This is a genomic window from Streptomyces sp. 11-1-2 (assembly GCF_003595545.1).
Lineage (GTDB): Bacteria > Actinomycetota > Actinomycetes > Streptomycetales > Streptomycetaceae > Streptomyces > Streptomyces hygroscopicus_B.
The window spans coordinates 11,486,341-11,502,472 of the sequence record NZ_CP022545.1; the positions used below are offsets into that span (position 1 = coordinate 11,486,341).

Below are 16,132 nucleotides of genomic sequence, written 5' to 3' on the forward strand. Positions count from 1 at the left end.
CACCCTGCCGACGTGCTCACTTCTGACCGTGCGCGAAGTACGCGGCCACGTCCGGATCCACGGGAGTGATGTCGACGGCCCTTCCCCCGTCCCGCAGCGATAGGGTGGCCGCGTAGCCGGCGGCCACCGCTTCGCGGGCCGCCACCGGCGAGGTGACGGTGGCACCGCCTTCCCGCACGAACCGCAGGAACTCCGCGGCCAAGAGCGGATCGGCTCCACCGTGGGTGCCGGTCGGAGTGTGGACGGGGACCACCAGATCGCCCTCGGCGCGGTATTCGGAGCGGCGGTTCCACACCCGGACCTCCGCTCCCTCGGAGTCGCCGAAGTTCTCCATCCGTCCCTCGGTGCCGATCACCGTGTAGTTGCGCCAGTAGTCCGGCGTGTAGTGGCACTGCTGATAGCTGGCGAAGACGCCGTTGTCCAGGTGCATCTGCATCATGCTCAGGTCCTCCACGTCCACCACCGGGTGGAGGCCGGTCAGGCTGAGGGGCGGCCAGTTGTCCATCGACAGCCAGTCGGTCATCCGCTGCCCACTGCGGTCGCGGCGCGAGCTGATGTCGCCGTAGACCGTCAGCCCGCCCATGGCGTTCACGCGCCGGGTGTATCCGTCGGCCAGCCAGTGGATGACATCGATGTCGTGGGCTCCCTTCTGCAACAGCAGACCGGTGGTGTTGCGCCGGTCCGCGTGCCAGTCCTTGAAGTAGAAATCTCCGCCATTGCCCACGAAGTGGCGGCACCAGATGGCCTTCACCTCGCCGATGGCGCCGCTGTCGATCAGGTCGCGCATGGCGACCACGACCGGCATGTGTCGCATGTTGTGGCCGACGTACAGCGGGGTTCGGTATGCACGGGCCGCCGTGAGCAGCCGGTCGCAGGCCTCGATGGTGATCGCCATCGGCTTGTCCAGGAACACCGGTACACCGGCCGCGAGGAAGTCCAGGCCGATCTGCTCGTGCGTGTGGTCGGGGGTCAGTACGAACACGCCGTCAAGCCCTGCATCGAGCAGTTCGTGGTGGTCCAGGGTGGTCCTCACCCCGGTGCCGAAGCGTTTCTCGGCGAGCGCGAGCATCCGCGGATCGCGGTCGCAGGCGGCAGCCAGCACGGAGCCCGAGCCCGGCCGATGGGCCAGCTCGACCAGATCGCTGCGATTGCCCAGGCCGATGACGCCGAGCCTGATGTCGTTCAACGCGCTGTCCTTTCAAGGGATTTCGACGAGTTATGGTTGCGGCTGGTGAAGGCGGTGCCCTGAATGCTGCGTCGCCGCGGCAGTAGAGCGGTACGAACGCCACGCTCATCGGTGCGGAGGCCGTCGGGAACCCGGCTCTCAGCACCGAGAGGCGGGTGAAGCGCACCGGTAGAGGCCGGCCGGGACCTCGGAGCGGGGAGGGAGTGGTCGCTGGATCCTGTCCCGGATCCCATAGGTGAGCCAGGCCGGCGGACGTGTCCACGGCTACGCCGAATGTACATGGAGACATCCCATCTACGTTATGATAAAGAAGAGATAAATCTGATACATGTCGGACCATAAGGCGGAATGCGCCGACCTCTCTGGAAGTCTTCGCGGTTGCGGGGGTTCGAGAGAGATCATTCAGGGGGCCTGTCGCGACCGGGCGCGGGTGGAACGGCTTAGGTGGGGCGGCGTGACCGGGATGGAGGAGAGTCTGGGGTTGCCGGATCCTGGCGTCAAGGGTTTGGGTATGATTCACTGAGTCAGGACTACATGATGTATCAGAAACATGCGACCGGCGTTGAGGCCAGGGTCTGCCGGACCGGCGGCCTCAAGAGGGAAGCGAGGGAGAGCCGTTGACCCACTCAGAGAAGAGCGCCGCGTCCGCCTCTGCACCGGCGGGTACGGCGCGCGGATACCGCCCCGGGTACGAGGTCGCGGCCGAACGCGTCCTCGAGTACATCGTCCGGGCGGGACTTCAGCCCGGTGACCGGCTGCCCACGGAGAAGGACCTGGCCGAAGAGGTGCAGATGAGTCGGACCGTGGTGCGGGAGGCGGTGAAGATCCTCTCCGCCTTGGGACGGCTGTCCGTACAAAAGGGCCGTGGCATTTACGTGGCCGAGCCCGAGCAGTCCTCCTGGCAGCAGTCGCTCGCCAACTTTCTGCCCGCGGACCTGCGACAGGTGGACGAGCTCTTCGAGTTCCGCCGCCATCTGGAGACCACCACCGCGAACCTGGCCTCGCAGCGAGCCACCCCCACGCAGGTCAAGGCGGTCCGCGAAGCCGCGCAGCAGTCCGTCCGTGCGGCAGAGCAGGGCGACATCGATGCCTTCACTTTCGCCGACGAGGCCTTCCACACCGGTATCGCGGCCGCTGCCGCCAACATGTTCTTCGCCTCCACCGTCGACGCGATGCGGCGCCTGCAGCGCCAGGTCACGACCATAGGGCTGGCCGGCATCGCAGGCGGATCCCTGCAGGTGGCCGCCGAACAGCACGAGGCCATTGCCGAAGCCATCGCCGCCGGAGAAGCCGGTCGCGCCGAAGCGCTGATGGCCGAACACATCGACATGACCGCCCAGCAGTTCCAGCAGGAGATCTGGCGTCGCGTCGTACCCGGCGACGGGACCCGCCCCTGAACCCCGGACCTTCAACCGGAGGATCGAGCATCCTGGAAGCGCCGGACGACGCCGATGCGCGCGGGAGTGCGTACTTGGCTTGGGTTCTCTGCGGACTCCGTCGTTGTGACGCGTGTCGGGCCGACAAACCCAACTGCCGGATGAAAGGCGGCGAGCGTGCGTCCCTGGTCGCGTACGGGGTGAGGAGTTCGGCCAGGAATGCGGCGCCGGGGTGGCGGGGATTCTTGGTCAGCACAGCTGGGCTGAAACCTCAACTGCTTTGCGTCACCCTCCTGGCGCTTCTCCGATGCAGAGCCGGGCCCACTGGTTTCGCGCATAGTGAGTGGAGCGAGAGGGTTGACCTTTGCCCATCTCGCGGCGGATCCGGTCAGCCAGCCGGTCGCGTATCTGCCCGATGACCCCGGTGGCCGCCCAGCGCGCCATGAACCCCCAAACCGTGCGCCAGGGCGGAAAGTCCACAGGCAGACCCTCCACTCGCAGCCGGTGTCGACCACGTAGCGAATGGCATCGACGATCTCGCGCCGGGACCTGAAGGTTCCCTGGTTCGGGCCGCCGATGGGCCCGGCGACGCTGACCACGGCCTGCCTGATGGAATACCGGTCCCGCGGCCCGGAAGACGCCCATGCCTCCGCCACCGGTGACGCGCTCGATTCCGCCCTGGTGGTCACCCAGCGCAATTCCCGCCTCGACACGTTGTGACCTGCCGAGGCGAGGTGGCCGAGCGGTGTCTCACCATCGCCCGATGCTTCGCGGGCCCGCCCGGCCCGGGGCGACTGCCGGGTGGAGTACCGCACACGCAGCCGAAGACGTGGAACCCGGCGCCCATCCGACGCGACAGCCGGTCCAGCAGCCTGCCCGCAACCCGCCCGACAAGCCGAAAACGGTCCACCGGAGGAACCGATGGACCGTCACGAAACTTCGAGGCCGGCGCCTGCCGCTCTTACCGGCCATTGCGGTCCCGCCCCAGGGAATCGGTGGGGCGGGAGCGTGTGCTCCCTGCGTACGCGGTGCCCCGCCCGTGCGGGACGCGCGCCGCACGGGACGGGTGGTGTGCGCGGGGACGTCCGTCGAGCGCTGCGCCATACGGGGTAATTCGGCGTCTTGCTCTGGCGTTGACCGCGAGTCGCGCACCTACTGGTGCTATAGACCGGTGGGTTCCACCTACGCCGGGGGACGGTGACGCGGGCAACCCTCCAGCGGGCACGACTCGGCGTCGATCTCCGTACGTGTACATCCCCTGGCCCCGATGCGCCGCCGCGCCCTGATCAGGCGTCGCATGGCGAGCAACGGCCCACCGAACCATACGATTCGGAGGGCCCCTTATGGCTTCCCCCACTATCACCCTGGTGACGGTGACCCCGAACCCGTCGGCGGTCGGACAGTCGGTCACGCTCACCGCCACCGTGATACCGCTCGGCGTCGGCACCCCCAGCGGCACGGTCACCTTCATCATCACCGGCGGCCCCACCCTGATGGGAACGTTGGTGGGCGGGACGACCTCGGTCACCGCGACGGGTCTGAGCGTCGGCACCCACGTGGTCGCCGCCCTTTACAGCGGTGACACCAACTTCCTCACCTCCACCGGTACCAATGCCATCGTCGTCGTCCCGGCCTCGACCACGACCTCGGTGATGTCCTCGCCCAATCCGTCGGCGCTCGGGCAGCCGGTGACGTTCACCGCGACGATCACCCCGGTCGCGCCCGGCGCGGGCACCCCCGGCGGTACGGTCATCTTCGTCATCAGCGGTTCCGGGGGCGGCGCGTTCGTCCAGCCGGTGGTGGGCGGGGTGGCGACGCTGTCCCTCAGCAGTCTGGGGGGCGGCTTGCACGCGATCACCGCCATCTACAACGGCGACCCGAACTTCCTGCCGTCCACCGGCTCCGGCACCCAGACGGTGAACACCGGCACTGCGGCTACGACGACGACAGTGGTCTCCGCACCGGACCCGTCGGTGTTCGGGCAGCCGGTGACGTTCACCGCCACGGTCACGGCCAACCCGCCCGCGACAGGCACCCCGACCGGCACGGTCGCCTTCACCCTCTCCGGTCCCGGTGGTACGGTCACCGGTTCCGGGACGTTGTCGGGCGGTGTGGCGACCTTCACCACCAGCGCCCTCGACGCCAATGCCACCGCGTACACCGTGACCGCCGTCTACAACCCGGACACCGCCACCTTCCTCACCTCGACAGGAACCGACACGCACACGGTGAACAGGGCGGACACGAAGGTCACCATCACCTCCATCCCCAACCCCTCCACGGTGGGGGAGACGGTCAGCTACATCGCCTTCGTGGAAGCCGTGCCCCCCGGAACGGGCGTCCCCACCGGCAACGTCGCCACCGCCATCGACGTCATGGACCAAACCGTCTTCTTTACAAGCGTGGCCCTGGACAGCAACGGCTTCACCCTCTTCACCGACAACGCCTTTCCGGCCGGTGCCTACACCGTCTCCAGCCAGTACGAAGGAGATGCCAACTTCAACGCGTCGCCGTTCGACACCGACCCCCACATCATCAATCCGTGACCCCACACACCCTGCTCCGCTCGGAGCCGACGCTACAGCCGGGCCACCGCACGACCCGCGGCAGATCGGCGAGTACCGATGACTGGGCAGGAGCGGTTCCTGCGCGGCGTGTCCTGGGTTTTCGGTGTGGTGGTCGCCTGGAGGGCGGGGTGGGGGTGTTGCTGGCCCCCCTTCCAGGTGCTGGGGCTGGCCCCCGTGTGGCCGGGGTGCTGACGCCATAGCGCCGCCCGGTCTCCGGTCCGTACGTTTAGGCAGGTCAGAGCGTTACTGACCGATTCAGGACCGGAGTCCTCCATGTCTCAGACCACCGTGCCGTCTGTGTCCACGGCACCCGTCGGCGCCACCGCGCAGCAGGGGAGTGAGTTCACTCCCCTGCTGCGGAAGGTCAGGAGACAGGGGCTGCTGGGGCGTCGCAAGGGCTGGTACGCACGGATGATCACCGTGAACCTCCTCGCCCTGGCCGCCGTGGTGACAGGGTTCGTCCTCGCCGGGGACACCTGGTGGACGCTGCTGCTCGCCGCGCCGCTGGCCATCCTGTCCGCCCGCACCGCTTACGTCGGCCACGACGCCGGGCACGCCCAGATCGCTGTCGGCCGCCGGGCGAACCGCGCCATCGGACTCCTCCACGGCAATCTGCTCCTGGGTATGAGCTACGCGTGGTGGAACGACAAGCACAACCGGCACCACGCCAACCCCAACCACATCGAGAAGGACCCGGACGTCGGCGCCGGCGCACTGGTGTGGACCGCGGAGCAGGCCGCTGTGCGCCGTGGTTTCGCCCGCTGGGTCACCCGCCACCAGGCCTGGCTGTTCTTCCCGATGCTGCTGCTGGAAGGCATCGCTCTGAAGGTGAGCAGTGTCCAGGACCTGCGGCGGCAGCCGGTGCGCGAGCGGGCCGTGGAGGGCGCGCTGCTGGCGCTGCACGCGGCCGGTTACGGTGCCCTGCTGCTGACCTGCCTGCCGGTGGGCAAGGCCGTCGCGTTCGCCCTGGTGCATCATGCGCTCTTCGGGCTCCACCTGGGAATGGCCTTCGCGCCCAACCACAAGGGCATGGAGATGCCCGGCCCGGCGGGCGAGCGCTGGGGCCATCTGCGCCGCCAGGTCCTGACCTCGCGGAACGTCCGGGGCGGGCCGGTCACGGACTGGCTCCTGGGCGGGCTGAACTACCAGATCGAGCATCACCTCTTCCCGAACATGCCCAGGCCCCACCTCAGGCTCGTACAGCCGCTGGTCCGGGAACACTGCCGCGACCTCAAGCTCCCGTACGCCGAGACCGGGCTGCTCGACTCGTACCGGCAGGGGCTGCGGCACATGCACACGGTCGGCGGTGCCGCCCGGCCCGAATGAGAGCGCCTTCGGCCACGGGGCCGGTCCGGGCCAACGTCCGCCGGCCTCGCCATGTGGTGGCTGATTCGCCCCGGTGCGCGTCTTCCGGTACGGGGTCGATCCTGCGCCCCGTATGCCGGCGGCGCGCCGTTCGCAGGCACCCAGGCACCCGGCACCCGGCGCCCGAACCGGTCGGGTTGGGGCGCGGTCGGCTTGGTGTTCCACAGAATCACCATGCTTCACCTCACTCCCGTCCGGAAGTCTCTCTGCGTGGGCCCTGGAGATTTCTCCCCGGAGGCTCGGTAGCGCCGCGTGGCGGTCAGCGTGGGGTGAACGGGGCGACTTCCACGGTGCTGTCCTCGTTCACCTCGACGTGGTGGGCGAGTTGAACGAGGACGCCGGGCCGCTTCCGAGACCTTCTCCGCCACCTGCGCGGGTCTCGGACCACGGCCCTGCCGACGGGCGGTATCCCGGGCCAGGTCTTCAGCACTCCACCTCCCAAGATCCCCTTGTGGCAGAACGAGTACGCGTCCGCGAGATCGATGATGAGGAGGGCCGACGGTTGCTGCGGATCATCCTGGTCAACGACGTGCCCATGGACCAGTGGGAGCCGGAGGAGGTCTCGGCGCATGTGCAGTACATGAACGACTTCGCGGCGCGGCTGGAGGGGACCGGCGAGTTCGTCGGCGGCCAGGCGCTCGCCCCCGAGGGGACATGGGTGCGGTACGACGGTGAGGGGCGCCCGCCGGTCACCGACGGCCCGTTCGCCGAGACCAAGGACCTCATCGCGGGCTGGGTGATCATCGACGTCGACAGCTACGAGCGCGCCGTCGAACTGGCCGGGGGGCTGTCGGCCGCCCCGGGGCGGGCGGGCAGGCGATCAGTGTGAGGTCCACGTCCTCGGTCACGCCGTAGCGCGTCACGCGAGCACGGATCCAGGTCGCGCCGACGGCCATCTCGGCAGCGGTGCCCAGGCGTTCACCCTTCCAGGCGGGGTGTCCGCGTTTGCCGGTGCGTGGCGGCTGGGGTCCGTACAGGATCGCGTGGGCGGCCGGGCGGGTGGTGAAGGTGACCCGGGCGGGCAGGTCACGCCAGGCCGGCCCCGGGACAAGGCGTCGCCCACTACGTGGACGACGCGGTCGGGCAGCGCTTGGGCGAAGAGGTCGACCATGGACGGCTCCGAGCCTTACCCGGCTGATGCGACCGCTGTGTCGGGAAGGCGAATCCGCTGCGTGAGGAACAGGGCTGCGCGGTCCAGTGCCTGGTCGGCCTCGTCGAGAACGCCGGCGAAAGACTGGAACACGTGGGGTACGTCGGCGGTGATGTCGAGGATCACGTCCACTCCGGCTGCGCGGGCGCGGGCGGCCATGCGGGTGGAGTCGTCCAGGAGCATTTCGTTGGTGCCCGCCTGGAGGAGCATCGGCGGGAAACCGGTCAGGTCGGCGAGGATGGCCGGGCTGAGCATGTTGTGGTGCGGGTCCGCTCCCGCGAGGTACATGGCTCCGGTGTGTCCCAGGCTTTCGCGAGTGAAGAAAGGGTCGATGCGGGCCTTGGTGTCCATGCTCTCGCCCGTCCGGGTGGCGTCCAGGCCGGGGGAGAACGCCACGATCGCGGCGGGCATCGGGAGACCGGCGTCGCGGGCGGCGAGGCAGGTGGTGACGGTGAGGCCGCCGCCGGCGGAGTCCCCGGCGAACGCGATGGTCGAAGGGTCCTCGCCGCTGCCGAGGAGGGCACGGTAGGCGCTCAGTGTGTCTTCGATCGCGGCCGGGAACGGATACTCGGGGGCGAGCCGGTAGTCCAGCGAGAAAGCCCTGAACCCGGTCTTGGACACGAGGTTCCCCGTCAGCGACAGCGCGGTCTCGGGGGAGCCGAACACGTAGCCGCCGCCGTGGAAGTACAGGATCGTACCGGTGCGCGGGCTGTTGCCCGGCTCGATGTGCAGCGCGGGTCGGTCGCCGAGCGTCGTCTCCGTGGTGCGGAGCCCGTCCGGGACGATCATCTGGGCCATCATCGCCTTGAATCCGGTTCGGATCGCCTCGACCGACCGGGGGCCCTCGGGGCGGGGCTGCCGAAGCATCGCGTTGACCTGCGCGCGCTGTTCCTTGCTCACCTGTTTGCTCCTGTCGCAAGTAACTTCCAGTGCATTATATGCCGTGGCATTTAATGTAGACTATATGCCGTGGCATCTAAAGCAGGCGGTGAGACCGTCGACCTCCCGGGCTTCTTCGCCGACCTCGTCCGATGCGAGACGCGTCTGTACAACGCCCTCAACGACCGTCTTCGTGAGCGGCACGGGATCGTCACGTCGCAGTTCGAGTTCCTGCGCTACCTCCGCGACCACCCCGAATCCCGGGTGGCGGACCTGGCCGCCGAGTTCGCCGTCGGCATCGGGGCCACCAGCAAGGGCGTCGACCGCCTGCAGAGACATGGATGGGTTGCCCGCCAGCCGAATCCGTCGGATCGCCGGTCGTCCCTGCTGGCCCTGACTGACGACGGCCTGCAGTTGGTCGACGCGGCAGAAGGGACCTTTACCGAGCGATTGGCCGAGCTGATCGCAGATGCGCTCAAGGCGTCCCCCGTAACGGCCGCCGCGCAGGCCCTCTCGGAGCTGCGTTCCGTCCTGGAACGCGACCAGATCGGCACGCCCACGGGCTGACGCGTTTTCGCAACCGGTCGAAACGGCAACGGCCAGGCATGGTCAGCCTCGGCGCACCATCAAGGTCCGCCCCGGACTGATGCCTCTTCGCGGTCCGCAACTGGGTGCCGTAGCCCGGGACGCGCGCTTATGCGTTCGGTGCCTGGCCTCTGGGTCAGGCGGCCCACTGGGGCACCAGGGAGGCGAGAGCAGTGAGCACCCGCCGGCCCCTGGACGATGGCCCCCGCTGCGGCGAGCCGGAACCGTCGCCAAGCGGCGACGGCCGCGAGCGTGCCCGTGGGGCAGTATGGGTGCACAGCCGATTCACTCGCACGCGGAGCCGGACCGGGTGCCGCGGACCGCGGAAGGCATCGCGGCCGCGCTCGAGGGCGAGCGCGGCCGCGATGGAGTTCTGCCTGCGCACCGAACGACGGGTACGCCTCGCCCGGCTCAGCGGCCCGTTCGCAGGGTCGTCCCCAACCGGGCCCCGGTCACCCGAACACCGCGTCGTGGAACATGATTTCCGCCTCCAGCATGCCGGTGAACCAGCGGGTCAGCCGCTCCTGGGGGATGTCGTCCGGCAGGGCATCGACCTCCGCCGCGAGGGCCCGTACCCCGTCCCGGAACGCCTGGTCGGCGTGGAGCACCACCCAGGCGCTCATCGCGCCGTCGGGGACGGCTCCGCGCTCGTGCGCCCGGGCGCACCAGGTGAGGTAGAGGCTTTCCGCGGCGAACAGCATGGTCATCACCGCCGGGTAGCCGCCTTCCCGCGCCACGTCGAGGGCATACCGCGACAGCACCTCGGCCCGCCGGGCGGCGCCCGGCCGGGCGGGGACGGGCCAGGCGGCGCGGGCTTCGCGGAAGTAGTCCGCCTGGGTGGTGGTCAGCGCGTGGACCGCACGGGCGTTGCGCTCCAGCGCCGTCCGGTCGGGGGCGCTCCATACGGCCAGTCCGTGCAGCCGGGTGGCCGTCTCCACGAACGCGGCCTCGATCTCCAGGTAGTCGGCGTAGTCGGCGTCACTGATCGTGCCGGCGGTGACCTCGGTGACGAAGCGCATGCGCAACGCCCGTTCCATGACCTGGGCGGCGGCCTTCAGGAGCCGCTCGGACCGGCTCATCGGGGTTCTCCTTCGTGGGTACCCCTGGCTTCAGCCGGGGGAGGAAACGAAGCCTCTGCGGAGCAGGGCTGGGAAAGGCGAATCGCTGTCAGGGTGATTCGTGCTCCACCGAGATCCGGCCGACACCGGCCACTCACAAGGGAACTGACAGGACGTGAGATGCGACGCCGCAAGCCAAGTGGGCGTTCAAGTACCGCTTTTACCGCACGGACGAGCAGGCGGCTGAGCTGTCGCGCGCGTTCGGCTGTGTCCCCCTCGTGTGCAACACGGCGCTGGAGGAGCGCACGCGGGCTTGGTACGGCGAGCAGCGCCGTATCTCCTCTGTGCAGTCCTCCGCCGCGCTGACGGAGTGGAAGAAGTTCGCCAGGCGTGCGAAGTACCCGCGGTACAAGTCGCGGAAGAAGTCCCGCGCGTCGGCCGAATACACCCGCAGCGCCTTCAAGTGGGGCGACGGGCGCCTGACGCCGGCGAAGGTGGCCGAGCCGCTTGACGTCCGCTGGGCCCGTCCCCTCCCGGAGGGTGCGGAGCCGACGACGGTGGCTGTGTCCCGCGACAGCACGGGCCGCTGGTTCGTCGCGATGCTTTTCGAGGACACCGGCGCCCCTGCCCCCGCCACGAGTGCGGCGGTGGGCCCGGACGCCGGGATCACCTCCCTGGTGACCCTTTCCAGCGGGGAGAGGATCGCCAACCCCCGGCACGAACGGCGCGACCGGGCCCGCCTGGCGAAGGCGCGGCGGGAGCTGTCCCGCAAGGGCAAGGGGTCCGCGAACCGGGAGAAGGTGCGCCGGAAGCTCGCCCGCGTGCACGCGCGGATCGCCGACCGGCGCCGCGACTTCCTGCACAAGCTGTCGGCTCGTCTCGTCCGTGAGAATCAAACGGTCGTGATCGAGGACCTGCCCGTCCGCAATTTGCTGAAGAACGGCAAGCTCGTGCGTGCCATTTCGGATGCGGCCTGGACGGACCTGCGCATGATGCTGGAGTACAAGTGCGCCTGGTACGGGCGCGAACTGGTGATGGTCGACCGCTGGTTCCCCAGCTCGAAGCTGTGCGGGGCCTGCGGCACGGTCCGAGAGAAGCTGCCGCTGAACGTCCGCGAGTGGACGTGTGGCTGCGGCACCGTGCATGACCGCGACGTGAATGCGGCATGCGACATCCTGGCCGCCGGGCTGGCGGCGTCTGCCTGTGGAGACGGTGTAAGACCTCAACGGGAATCCTCCCGGACGGGGCGGTCGTCGGTGAAGCAGAAACCCAGCGGGCGACCGCTGGAATCCCCCGCCTTCAGGCGGGGGAGGAAGTCAACGGGAGAGCCATTCGACGAGGCCGCCGAAGACCCGGGCGTAGCCGTCCCACTGCTCGCAGAACGCCGCGGGTGCCCAGTGCGGGGAGCAGTCGGAGGTGAAGACCGCCGACCGTCCCGCACCGTACTCGGCCACCGCCACCAGGGGGTCGCCGCCCAGGGTGGCCAGGACCTCGGCGCCTGGACGCGGCCGGACGCGGTTGTAGCCGAGCAGCGGCGGCCATTCGCCGGTCACCCCGCCGAGGGCGGGATGGCCGGTACCGACGGCCGACGCACGGCCGCCCGCGGGGAGTTCGACGCGGTCGTCCTCGGGCAGCAGCTCGACCGGCAGCACCTCGTGCAGCGCGGTGTTGCGGTAGGCGGCCTTGCCCTCGAAACCGGTGAAGGAGAGATAGCCACCGACCATCAGCAGCCCGCCGCCGTCGCCGACCCATCCGCGCAGTGCGTCGATCCGGTCGGCCCCCGGCGTGCCCCCCTCGAACACCTCGGGGGAGAGCTGGAGGGAGTTCGCCCCGATGTCGGAGAGAATGACGACGTCGTAGCCGGCGAGCGCCTCGGCGTCGCCCGGGAACTGCCCGGGTACCAGATGCGCGGGCAGGTGCGTGACCTCGTGCCCGCGGCCCTCCAGCGCCCGGCGCAACGGCTCGACGCCGGTCACATAGGCACTGGTGGTGAACGAGTCGACCCCCTTGATGTGTGTGGACTGGGAGATCCAGCTCTCACCGGCTATCAGGACGCGGGTCACAGGTTGCTCCTTCGTGACGGGGATGGGGCGAAACTCCGGGACGGTGGTCAGGACGCGGCGGCGTGCTCGAACAGCCGGGCCGGATTGGTGTGCAGCAGGCCCGTGGCGGTCCGCCGGGGCACGCCGTGCTCGACGAGCCGGGAGAGGAACGGCTCCGGCACATAGCGGAAGCCGTTGCCGCCGTAGGCGGTGAGCATGCTCTTGAGGAACACATCGTGGCTGAGCAGCAGCCGGTCGCCGTGTCCGCGGGCGATGAGCCCGGCGATCGCGTGCGCGGTTTCGTGGGGTGCCGGGGACTGCCCCTCGCCGGGGTAGTGGAACGGCATGCCGATCATGTCGAATTCGAGCCAGACGCCGCGGTCGGCCACCGACCGCTGATAGTCCGGGTCGGCGTGCGAGGGGTCCATATGGCACAGCACCACGGCGGCCGGCGTCACCCCGTACTCGCCCAGCACCAGGTCGAGGACCTCGTGGGCGCGGCGCTGCCAGCCGGGCAGATGGATGTAGAGCGGCACACCGGTCTCGCGCTGGGTGCGCGCGGCGGCGCGCAGCGCGGTGTGCTCGCCCTCGGTGAACCGCGGGGAGACCCCGATCTCGCCGATGACGCCCGGCCGGATCCCGGTGCCGTCGGCGCCCTCGGTGAACTCGGCCAGCAATGCGACGGCGAGGCCGCGCTCGTCCGCCGGCGACAGTGGCCGGGGATGGTAGGGCTCCAGGTACCAGCCGCTGCCCATGACCACACGTACGCCGCTGTCCTCGGAGAGCGCGTGCAGCGCCGCCGGGTCGCGGCCCAGTCCGCCCGGGGTGACGTCGACGATCGTGCCGCCCCCGGCGGCGGCGAACGCGCGCAGATCGGCCAGCATTCCTTCGGTGTCATCGAGCACACAGTGGTCGAGGCAGGCGTAGGGCTGCTCGCGCAGCAGCCAGGCCAGTTCGGGTGTGGTGCGGGCGTCGCGCAGATGACCGAGCCGGGGGTCGGCCGGGGTGGTGACGGCCTTGCGGACGTCGTTGCGCAGATGCTCATGGGTGAGGGTGAGGCCGAGCCCGGTGCTGGGCACCGGCCCGGTCACCGTGGTCACGGTGCGGGGGGCGGGGCCGCTCATGAGCGGCCCGTCAGATGGGTGAACAGATCGGCCATCGCCCGGCCGCGCAGGTTGATCCAGATCGCGGCGAGCAGCACCAGTCCGGTGACGATGGGGGTGAGGAACGGGCTCACGCCGAGCAGATTGAGGCCGTTGGCGATGACTCCGGTGATGAGGGCGCCGATGACGGTGCCGAGTACGGTGCCCCGGCCGCCGAACAGATTGGTGCCACCGAGCACGACTGCGGCGATCACGGTCAGCTCGAAGCCCTGTCCGGAGTTGGCGGAGCCGGACCCCAGCCTGGCCGCGGTGAGCAGCCCGGCGATACCGGCGGCCACCCCGGTCATCATCAGGGTGATCATCTTGACCCGGGCGGTGTTCACCCCGGCCCGCCGTACCGACTCCTCCTGGGCGCCGATGCCGTTGACGTAGGAGCCGAACGGCAGCTTCGACAGCAGGACCGCTCCGACGGCGACCGTGGCCAGGGCGATCCAGGCCAGCGCGGACAGCCCGAGGAAGGAGGCGTCGCCGAGCTTGGCGACGAAGAGCCGGGCGTCGATGGGGACGGAGAACCCCTTGGTCCACAGCTGTGCCAGACCGCGGACGACCGACATGGTGGCGAGGGTGACGATGAACGGGGGGATCTTCTGATAGGCCGACAGCCATCCGTTGACGGCGCCCCAGAAGAGCCCGGCGAGCAGCGCCACGATGATCACCACGGAGGAGTCCCAGCCGGCCTGGAGCATCTCGGCGGTACAGGTGGCGGTGAACGCGAGGATCGATCCCACGGACAGGTCGATCTGGCCGGTGCTGATCACGAAGGTCATGGCGACCGCCACGATCAGCGTGATCGCCACCTGGGTGGCCAGGTTGGCCAGGTTGGTGAAGGTCAGGAAGTTGGGTGCGGCGATGCCGAAGCCGAGGAAGAGCGCGACGCCCACGCCGAGCATGGCCAGGGTGGCCTTGTTGGCGCGCTGCCAGCGGCCCGGGGGCCGGCCCAGTACGGCGGTGGTGCGCATCGCGGTGTCGGCGCTCATATCAGGCCACCTCTTCGGTGTCGGGCCCGCCGTGCGTGGCGCCGGATCGGGTGATCATGGCGACGAGCCGTTCGATGTCGAGATCGGAGATCGGAGCGTCCTCGACGCTGCGTCCCTCGTACATCACGGTGATCCGGTCGCAGACCTCGAACAGGTCCTGCAGCCGGTGGGTGATCAGAATGACGCCGACGCCCTGGGCGGCGACGTCGCGGATCATCTTCAGCACCTGCCGGACCTCGGCGACGGCAAGCGCGGCGGTGGGTTCGTCCAGGATCAGCACGCGCGGGCGGAACGACACCGCACGGGCGATCGCCACGGCCTGCCGCTGCCCTCCGGAGAGCTCGCCGATCTCCTGGTAGGTGGATTTCACCCGGACGTGCAGTTCGGAGAGGGTTTCCGCGGCCCGGGCGTGCATCGTGGCGCGGTCGATGAAGGGGCCTCTGCGCGGTTCACGGCCGAGGAACAGATTGCTGGCCACATCGAGGGTGTCGCACAGGGCGAGGTCCTGGTAGACGATGCCGACCCGCTCGCGGCGGGCGTCGGCGGGGCTGGTGAAGCGGACGTCGCGGCCGTCGATGGAGATCTGCCCGCCGTCGTGCTGGACCGCACCGGCCAGGACCTTCATCAGGGTCGACTTCCCGGCGCCGTTGTCGCCGACCAGGCCGAGTACCTCGCCCGGGGCCAGGGTCAGGTCGACGCCGCGCAGCGAGCGGACGGCGCCGAACGATTTGGTGATTCCTCGCAGGGAGACCAGCGCGCTCTCGCCCATCACTTCTCCAGGTAGTAGAGGTAGTTCTTGACGTTGTCCGGGGTCACCAGCTGGGTGGGAACGGGCACTTGTCGGCGGGCGGTGCGGCCGCAGGCCAGGTCGATCGCGGAATTCATGGCCTCGTAGCCGAACCGGAAGGTGTTCTGCTGCAGCACACCGGTGATCCAGCCGGCCCGCAGCCCGTCGACGGCCTGGCTGGACAGGTCCCATCCGACGACCTTGAGGTCCTTGGTGCGGTGCTGGCTGACCACGGCGGCGGCCAGGCCGATCAGGGCGGGCTCGCCGGTGGCGTAGGCGTACTTCAGGCCGGGGTCGCGGGTGAGCAGGTTCTCGGCGGAGGTCTGGGCGTTCTCCTGGATGTTCCGGCCGTCGACCACGTTCTGGATCTTCATGCCCTTGGCGGTGACGGTGCTGGTGAATCCTTTCTGCCGCTCGTTCTGGATGGTGCTGTTGAGCGCGCCGACGACGCCGATCCCACCGCGGTTGCCGGCCGTCTTCAGCAGGGCCTCGCCGATCCGCCGGCCGCCTTCCGCGTTGCCGACGCCGACCTGGACGGAGACCGCGGGGTCGTCGATGGTGGCGTCCACGGCGACGACCGGCACGCCCGCCGCCTTGGCCCGGCGGATGGCCGGCTTGATGCCCTCGGTGTCGACCGCGTCCACGATGATGGCGTCGTAGTGGTTGGCCACCAGGTCGTCGATGGCGTTGGCCTGGGTGGCGGAGTCGTCGTTGCCGTTGACGATCTGGGTTTTGACCCCGGACTTGCGGGCCACGGTCCGGGCGCCGGTGTTGATCTGGTTGAAGAACAGCGCCTGGAGGTTGATGGGCACGATACCGATCTTCGGAGCGTGGCCGCGGACGGTACAGGAGCGGGCGACCTCCGCGGGCGGCGGCGGGCCCTGCTCGGTGGTCTTCTTCTCGGCCGCCATCTCGCGGCGGGCCTGGGTGTCGCAGCCGACGGTCGTCAGCAGCAGGCCCAGCGCGACCACGGCCGTCACTTTCTGGCGCATCTGCT

Annotated in this window: 13 protein-coding genes and 3 pseudogenes; 7 read left to right on the forward strand and 9 right to left on the reverse strand. The window is 69.5% G+C overall.

The genetic code is table 11. The annotated features are described in order from the left end of the window. Positions 1 to 16 precede the first annotated feature (16 nt). Positions 17 to 1,186 carry a Gfo/Idh/MocA family oxidoreductase gene (locus tag CGL27_RS48880; protein WP_119994107.1) on the reverse strand — a complete coding sequence of 390 codons (1,170 nt, stop codon included), beginning with the start codon at positions 1,184 to 1,186 and terminating at the stop codon, positions 17 to 19. A gap of 617 nt (positions 1,187 to 1,803) precedes the next feature. Here CGL27_RS48880 and CGL27_RS48885 point away from each other — a divergent pair. After that, the gene (locus CGL27_RS48885) at positions 1,804 to 2,583 is read left to right on the forward strand and encodes an FCD domain-containing protein (RefSeq protein WP_119994108.1); all 780 of its coding nucleotides are present in this window, start codon (positions 1,804 to 1,806) and stop codon (positions 2,581 to 2,583) included. A gap of 366 nt (positions 2,584 to 2,949) precedes the next feature. On the opposite strand, the pseudogene CGL27_RS48890 reads toward CGL27_RS48885, so the two are convergent. Continuing rightward, a pseudogene (locus CGL27_RS48890) lies at positions 2,950 to 3,107 on the reverse strand (transposase); the annotation flags it as partial. Here CGL27_RS48890 and CGL27_RS50590 point away from each other — a divergent pair. The 4 genes and pseudogenes from CGL27_RS50590 to CGL27_RS48905 form a co-directional block, all read left to right on the forward strand. Beyond that, positions 3,085 to 3,282, forward strand: coding sequence for a hypothetical protein (locus tag CGL27_RS50590; RefSeq protein ID WP_162952808.1), 198 nt, complete (start codon positions 3,085 to 3,087; stop codon positions 3,280 to 3,282). The pseudogene CGL27_RS48890 and the gene CGL27_RS50590 sit on opposite strands and share 23 nt — an antisense overlap. Positions 3,283 to 3,905: 623 nt before the next feature. Then, positions 3,906 to 5,108 carry an Ig-like domain-containing protein gene (locus CGL27_RS48895; protein WP_240450913.1) on the forward strand — a complete coding sequence of 401 codons (1,203 nt, stop codon included), beginning with the start codon at positions 3,906 to 3,908 and terminating at the stop codon, positions 5,106 to 5,108. A 294-nt stretch (positions 5,109 to 5,402) separates the two neighbouring features. Continuing rightward, entirely contained in the window at positions 5,403 to 6,455 is a 1,053-nt protein-coding gene (locus CGL27_RS48900) for an acyl-CoA desaturase (RefSeq protein ID WP_119994109.1), read from the forward strand. A gap of 517 nt (positions 6,456 to 6,972) precedes the next feature. Next, positions 6,973 to 7,299, forward strand: a pseudogene (locus CGL27_RS48905) (YciI family protein); the annotation flags it as partial. Positions 7,300 to 7,620: 321 nt separating this feature from the next. On the opposite strand, the gene CGL27_RS48910 reads toward CGL27_RS48905, so the two are convergent. Beyond that, the gene (locus CGL27_RS48910; RefSeq protein ID WP_119994110.1) at positions 7,621 to 8,544 is read right to left on the reverse strand and encodes an alpha/beta hydrolase; all 924 of its coding nucleotides are present in this window, start codon (positions 8,542 to 8,544) and stop codon (positions 7,621 to 7,623) included. Positions 8,545 to 8,613: 69 nt separating this feature from the next. On the opposite strand from CGL27_RS48910, the gene CGL27_RS48915 reads away from it, so the two are divergent. After that, the gene (locus tag CGL27_RS48915; RefSeq protein ID WP_119994111.1) at positions 8,614 to 9,090 is read left to right on the forward strand and encodes a MarR family transcriptional regulator; all 477 of its coding nucleotides are present in this window, start codon (positions 8,614 to 8,616) and stop codon (positions 9,088 to 9,090) included. Positions 9,091 to 9,560: 470 nt separating this feature from the next. Here CGL27_RS48915 and CGL27_RS48925 read toward each other — a convergent pair whose 3' ends face one another. Further along, positions 9,561 to 10,187: a TenA family protein gene (locus CGL27_RS48925; RefSeq protein ID WP_119994113.1), complete on the reverse strand. Its 627-nt coding sequence runs from the start codon at positions 10,185 to 10,187 to the stop codon at positions 9,561 to 9,563. Positions 10,188 to 10,357: 170 nt separating this feature from the next. Here CGL27_RS48925 and CGL27_RS48930 point away from each other — a divergent pair. Next, positions 10,358 to 11,466, forward strand: a pseudogene (locus CGL27_RS48930) (RNA-guided endonuclease TnpB family protein); the annotation flags it as partial. A gap of 16 nt (positions 11,467 to 11,482) precedes the next feature. Here the strand turns inward: CGL27_RS48930 and CGL27_RS48935 are convergent. The 5 genes from CGL27_RS48935 to CGL27_RS48955 are packed head-to-tail and all read right to left on the reverse strand — an operon-like array spanning position 11,483 to position 16,127. Continuing rightward, on the reverse strand, positions 11,483 to 12,229 hold the full coding sequence (locus CGL27_RS48935; RefSeq protein WP_119994114.1) for a glutamine amidotransferase: 747 nt from the start codon (positions 12,227 to 12,229) through the stop codon (positions 11,483 to 11,485). Positions 12,230 to 12,276: 47 nt separating this feature from the next. Further along, a complete protein-coding gene (locus tag CGL27_RS48940) occupies positions 12,277 to 13,332 on the reverse strand; it encodes a phosphotriesterase (RefSeq protein WP_119994115.1) in 1,056 nt (351 codons plus the stop codon). Continuing rightward, positions 13,329 to 14,348: an ABC transporter permease gene (locus CGL27_RS48945; protein ID WP_119994116.1), complete on the reverse strand. Its 1,020-nt coding sequence runs from the start codon at positions 14,346 to 14,348 to the stop codon at positions 13,329 to 13,331. Before CGL27_RS48945 ends, CGL27_RS48940 begins: the two co-directional genes overlap by 4 nt. 1 nt (position 14,349) lies before the next feature. Further along, positions 14,350 to 15,117, reverse strand: coding sequence for an ATP-binding cassette domain-containing protein (locus tag CGL27_RS48950; RefSeq protein WP_078646615.1), 768 nt, complete (start codon positions 15,115 to 15,117; stop codon positions 14,350 to 14,352). Next, positions 15,117 to 16,127 (reverse strand): substrate-binding domain-containing protein, encoded by a 1,011-nt coding sequence (locus tag CGL27_RS48955; protein ID WP_119994117.1) that lies wholly within the window; start codon positions 16,125 to 16,127, stop codon positions 15,117 to 15,119. The genes CGL27_RS48950 and CGL27_RS48955 overlap by 1 nt, the downstream gene beginning before the upstream one ends. Positions 16,128 to 16,132 lie beyond the last annotated feature (5 nt).

Bases quoted from the DNA above. Each gene is read 5' to 3' on its own strand.
- CGL27_RS48940 (WP_119994115.1), bottom strand. From the start codon at position 13,332: ATGAGCGGCCCCGCCCCCCGCACCGTGACCACGGTGACCGGGCCGGTG.
- CGL27_RS50590 (WP_162952808.1), top strand. From the start codon at position 3,085: ATGGCATCGACGATCTCGCGCCGGGACCTGAAGGTTCCCTGGTTCGGG.
- CGL27_RS48895 (WP_240450913.1), top strand. From the start codon at position 3,906: ATGGCTTCCCCCACTATCACCCTGGTGACGGTGACCCCGAACCCGTCG.
- CGL27_RS48945 (WP_119994116.1), bottom strand. From the start codon at position 14,348: ATGAGCGCCGACACCGCGATGCGCACCACCGCCGTACTGGGCCGGCCC.
- CGL27_RS48955 (WP_119994117.1), bottom strand. From the start codon at position 16,127: ATGCGCCAGAAAGTGACGGCCGTGGTCGCGCTGGGCCTGCTGCTGACG.
- CGL27_RS48950 (WP_078646615.1), bottom strand. From the start codon at position 15,117: ATGGGCGAGAGCGCGCTGGTCTCCCTGCGAGGAATCACCAAATCGTTC.
- CGL27_RS48900 (WP_119994109.1), top strand. From the start codon at position 5,403: ATGTCTCAGACCACCGTGCCGTCTGTGTCCACGGCACCCGTCGGCGCC.
- CGL27_RS48925 (WP_119994113.1), bottom strand. From the start codon at position 10,187: ATGAGCCGGTCCGAGCGGCTCCTGAAGGCCGCCGCCCAGGTCATGGAA.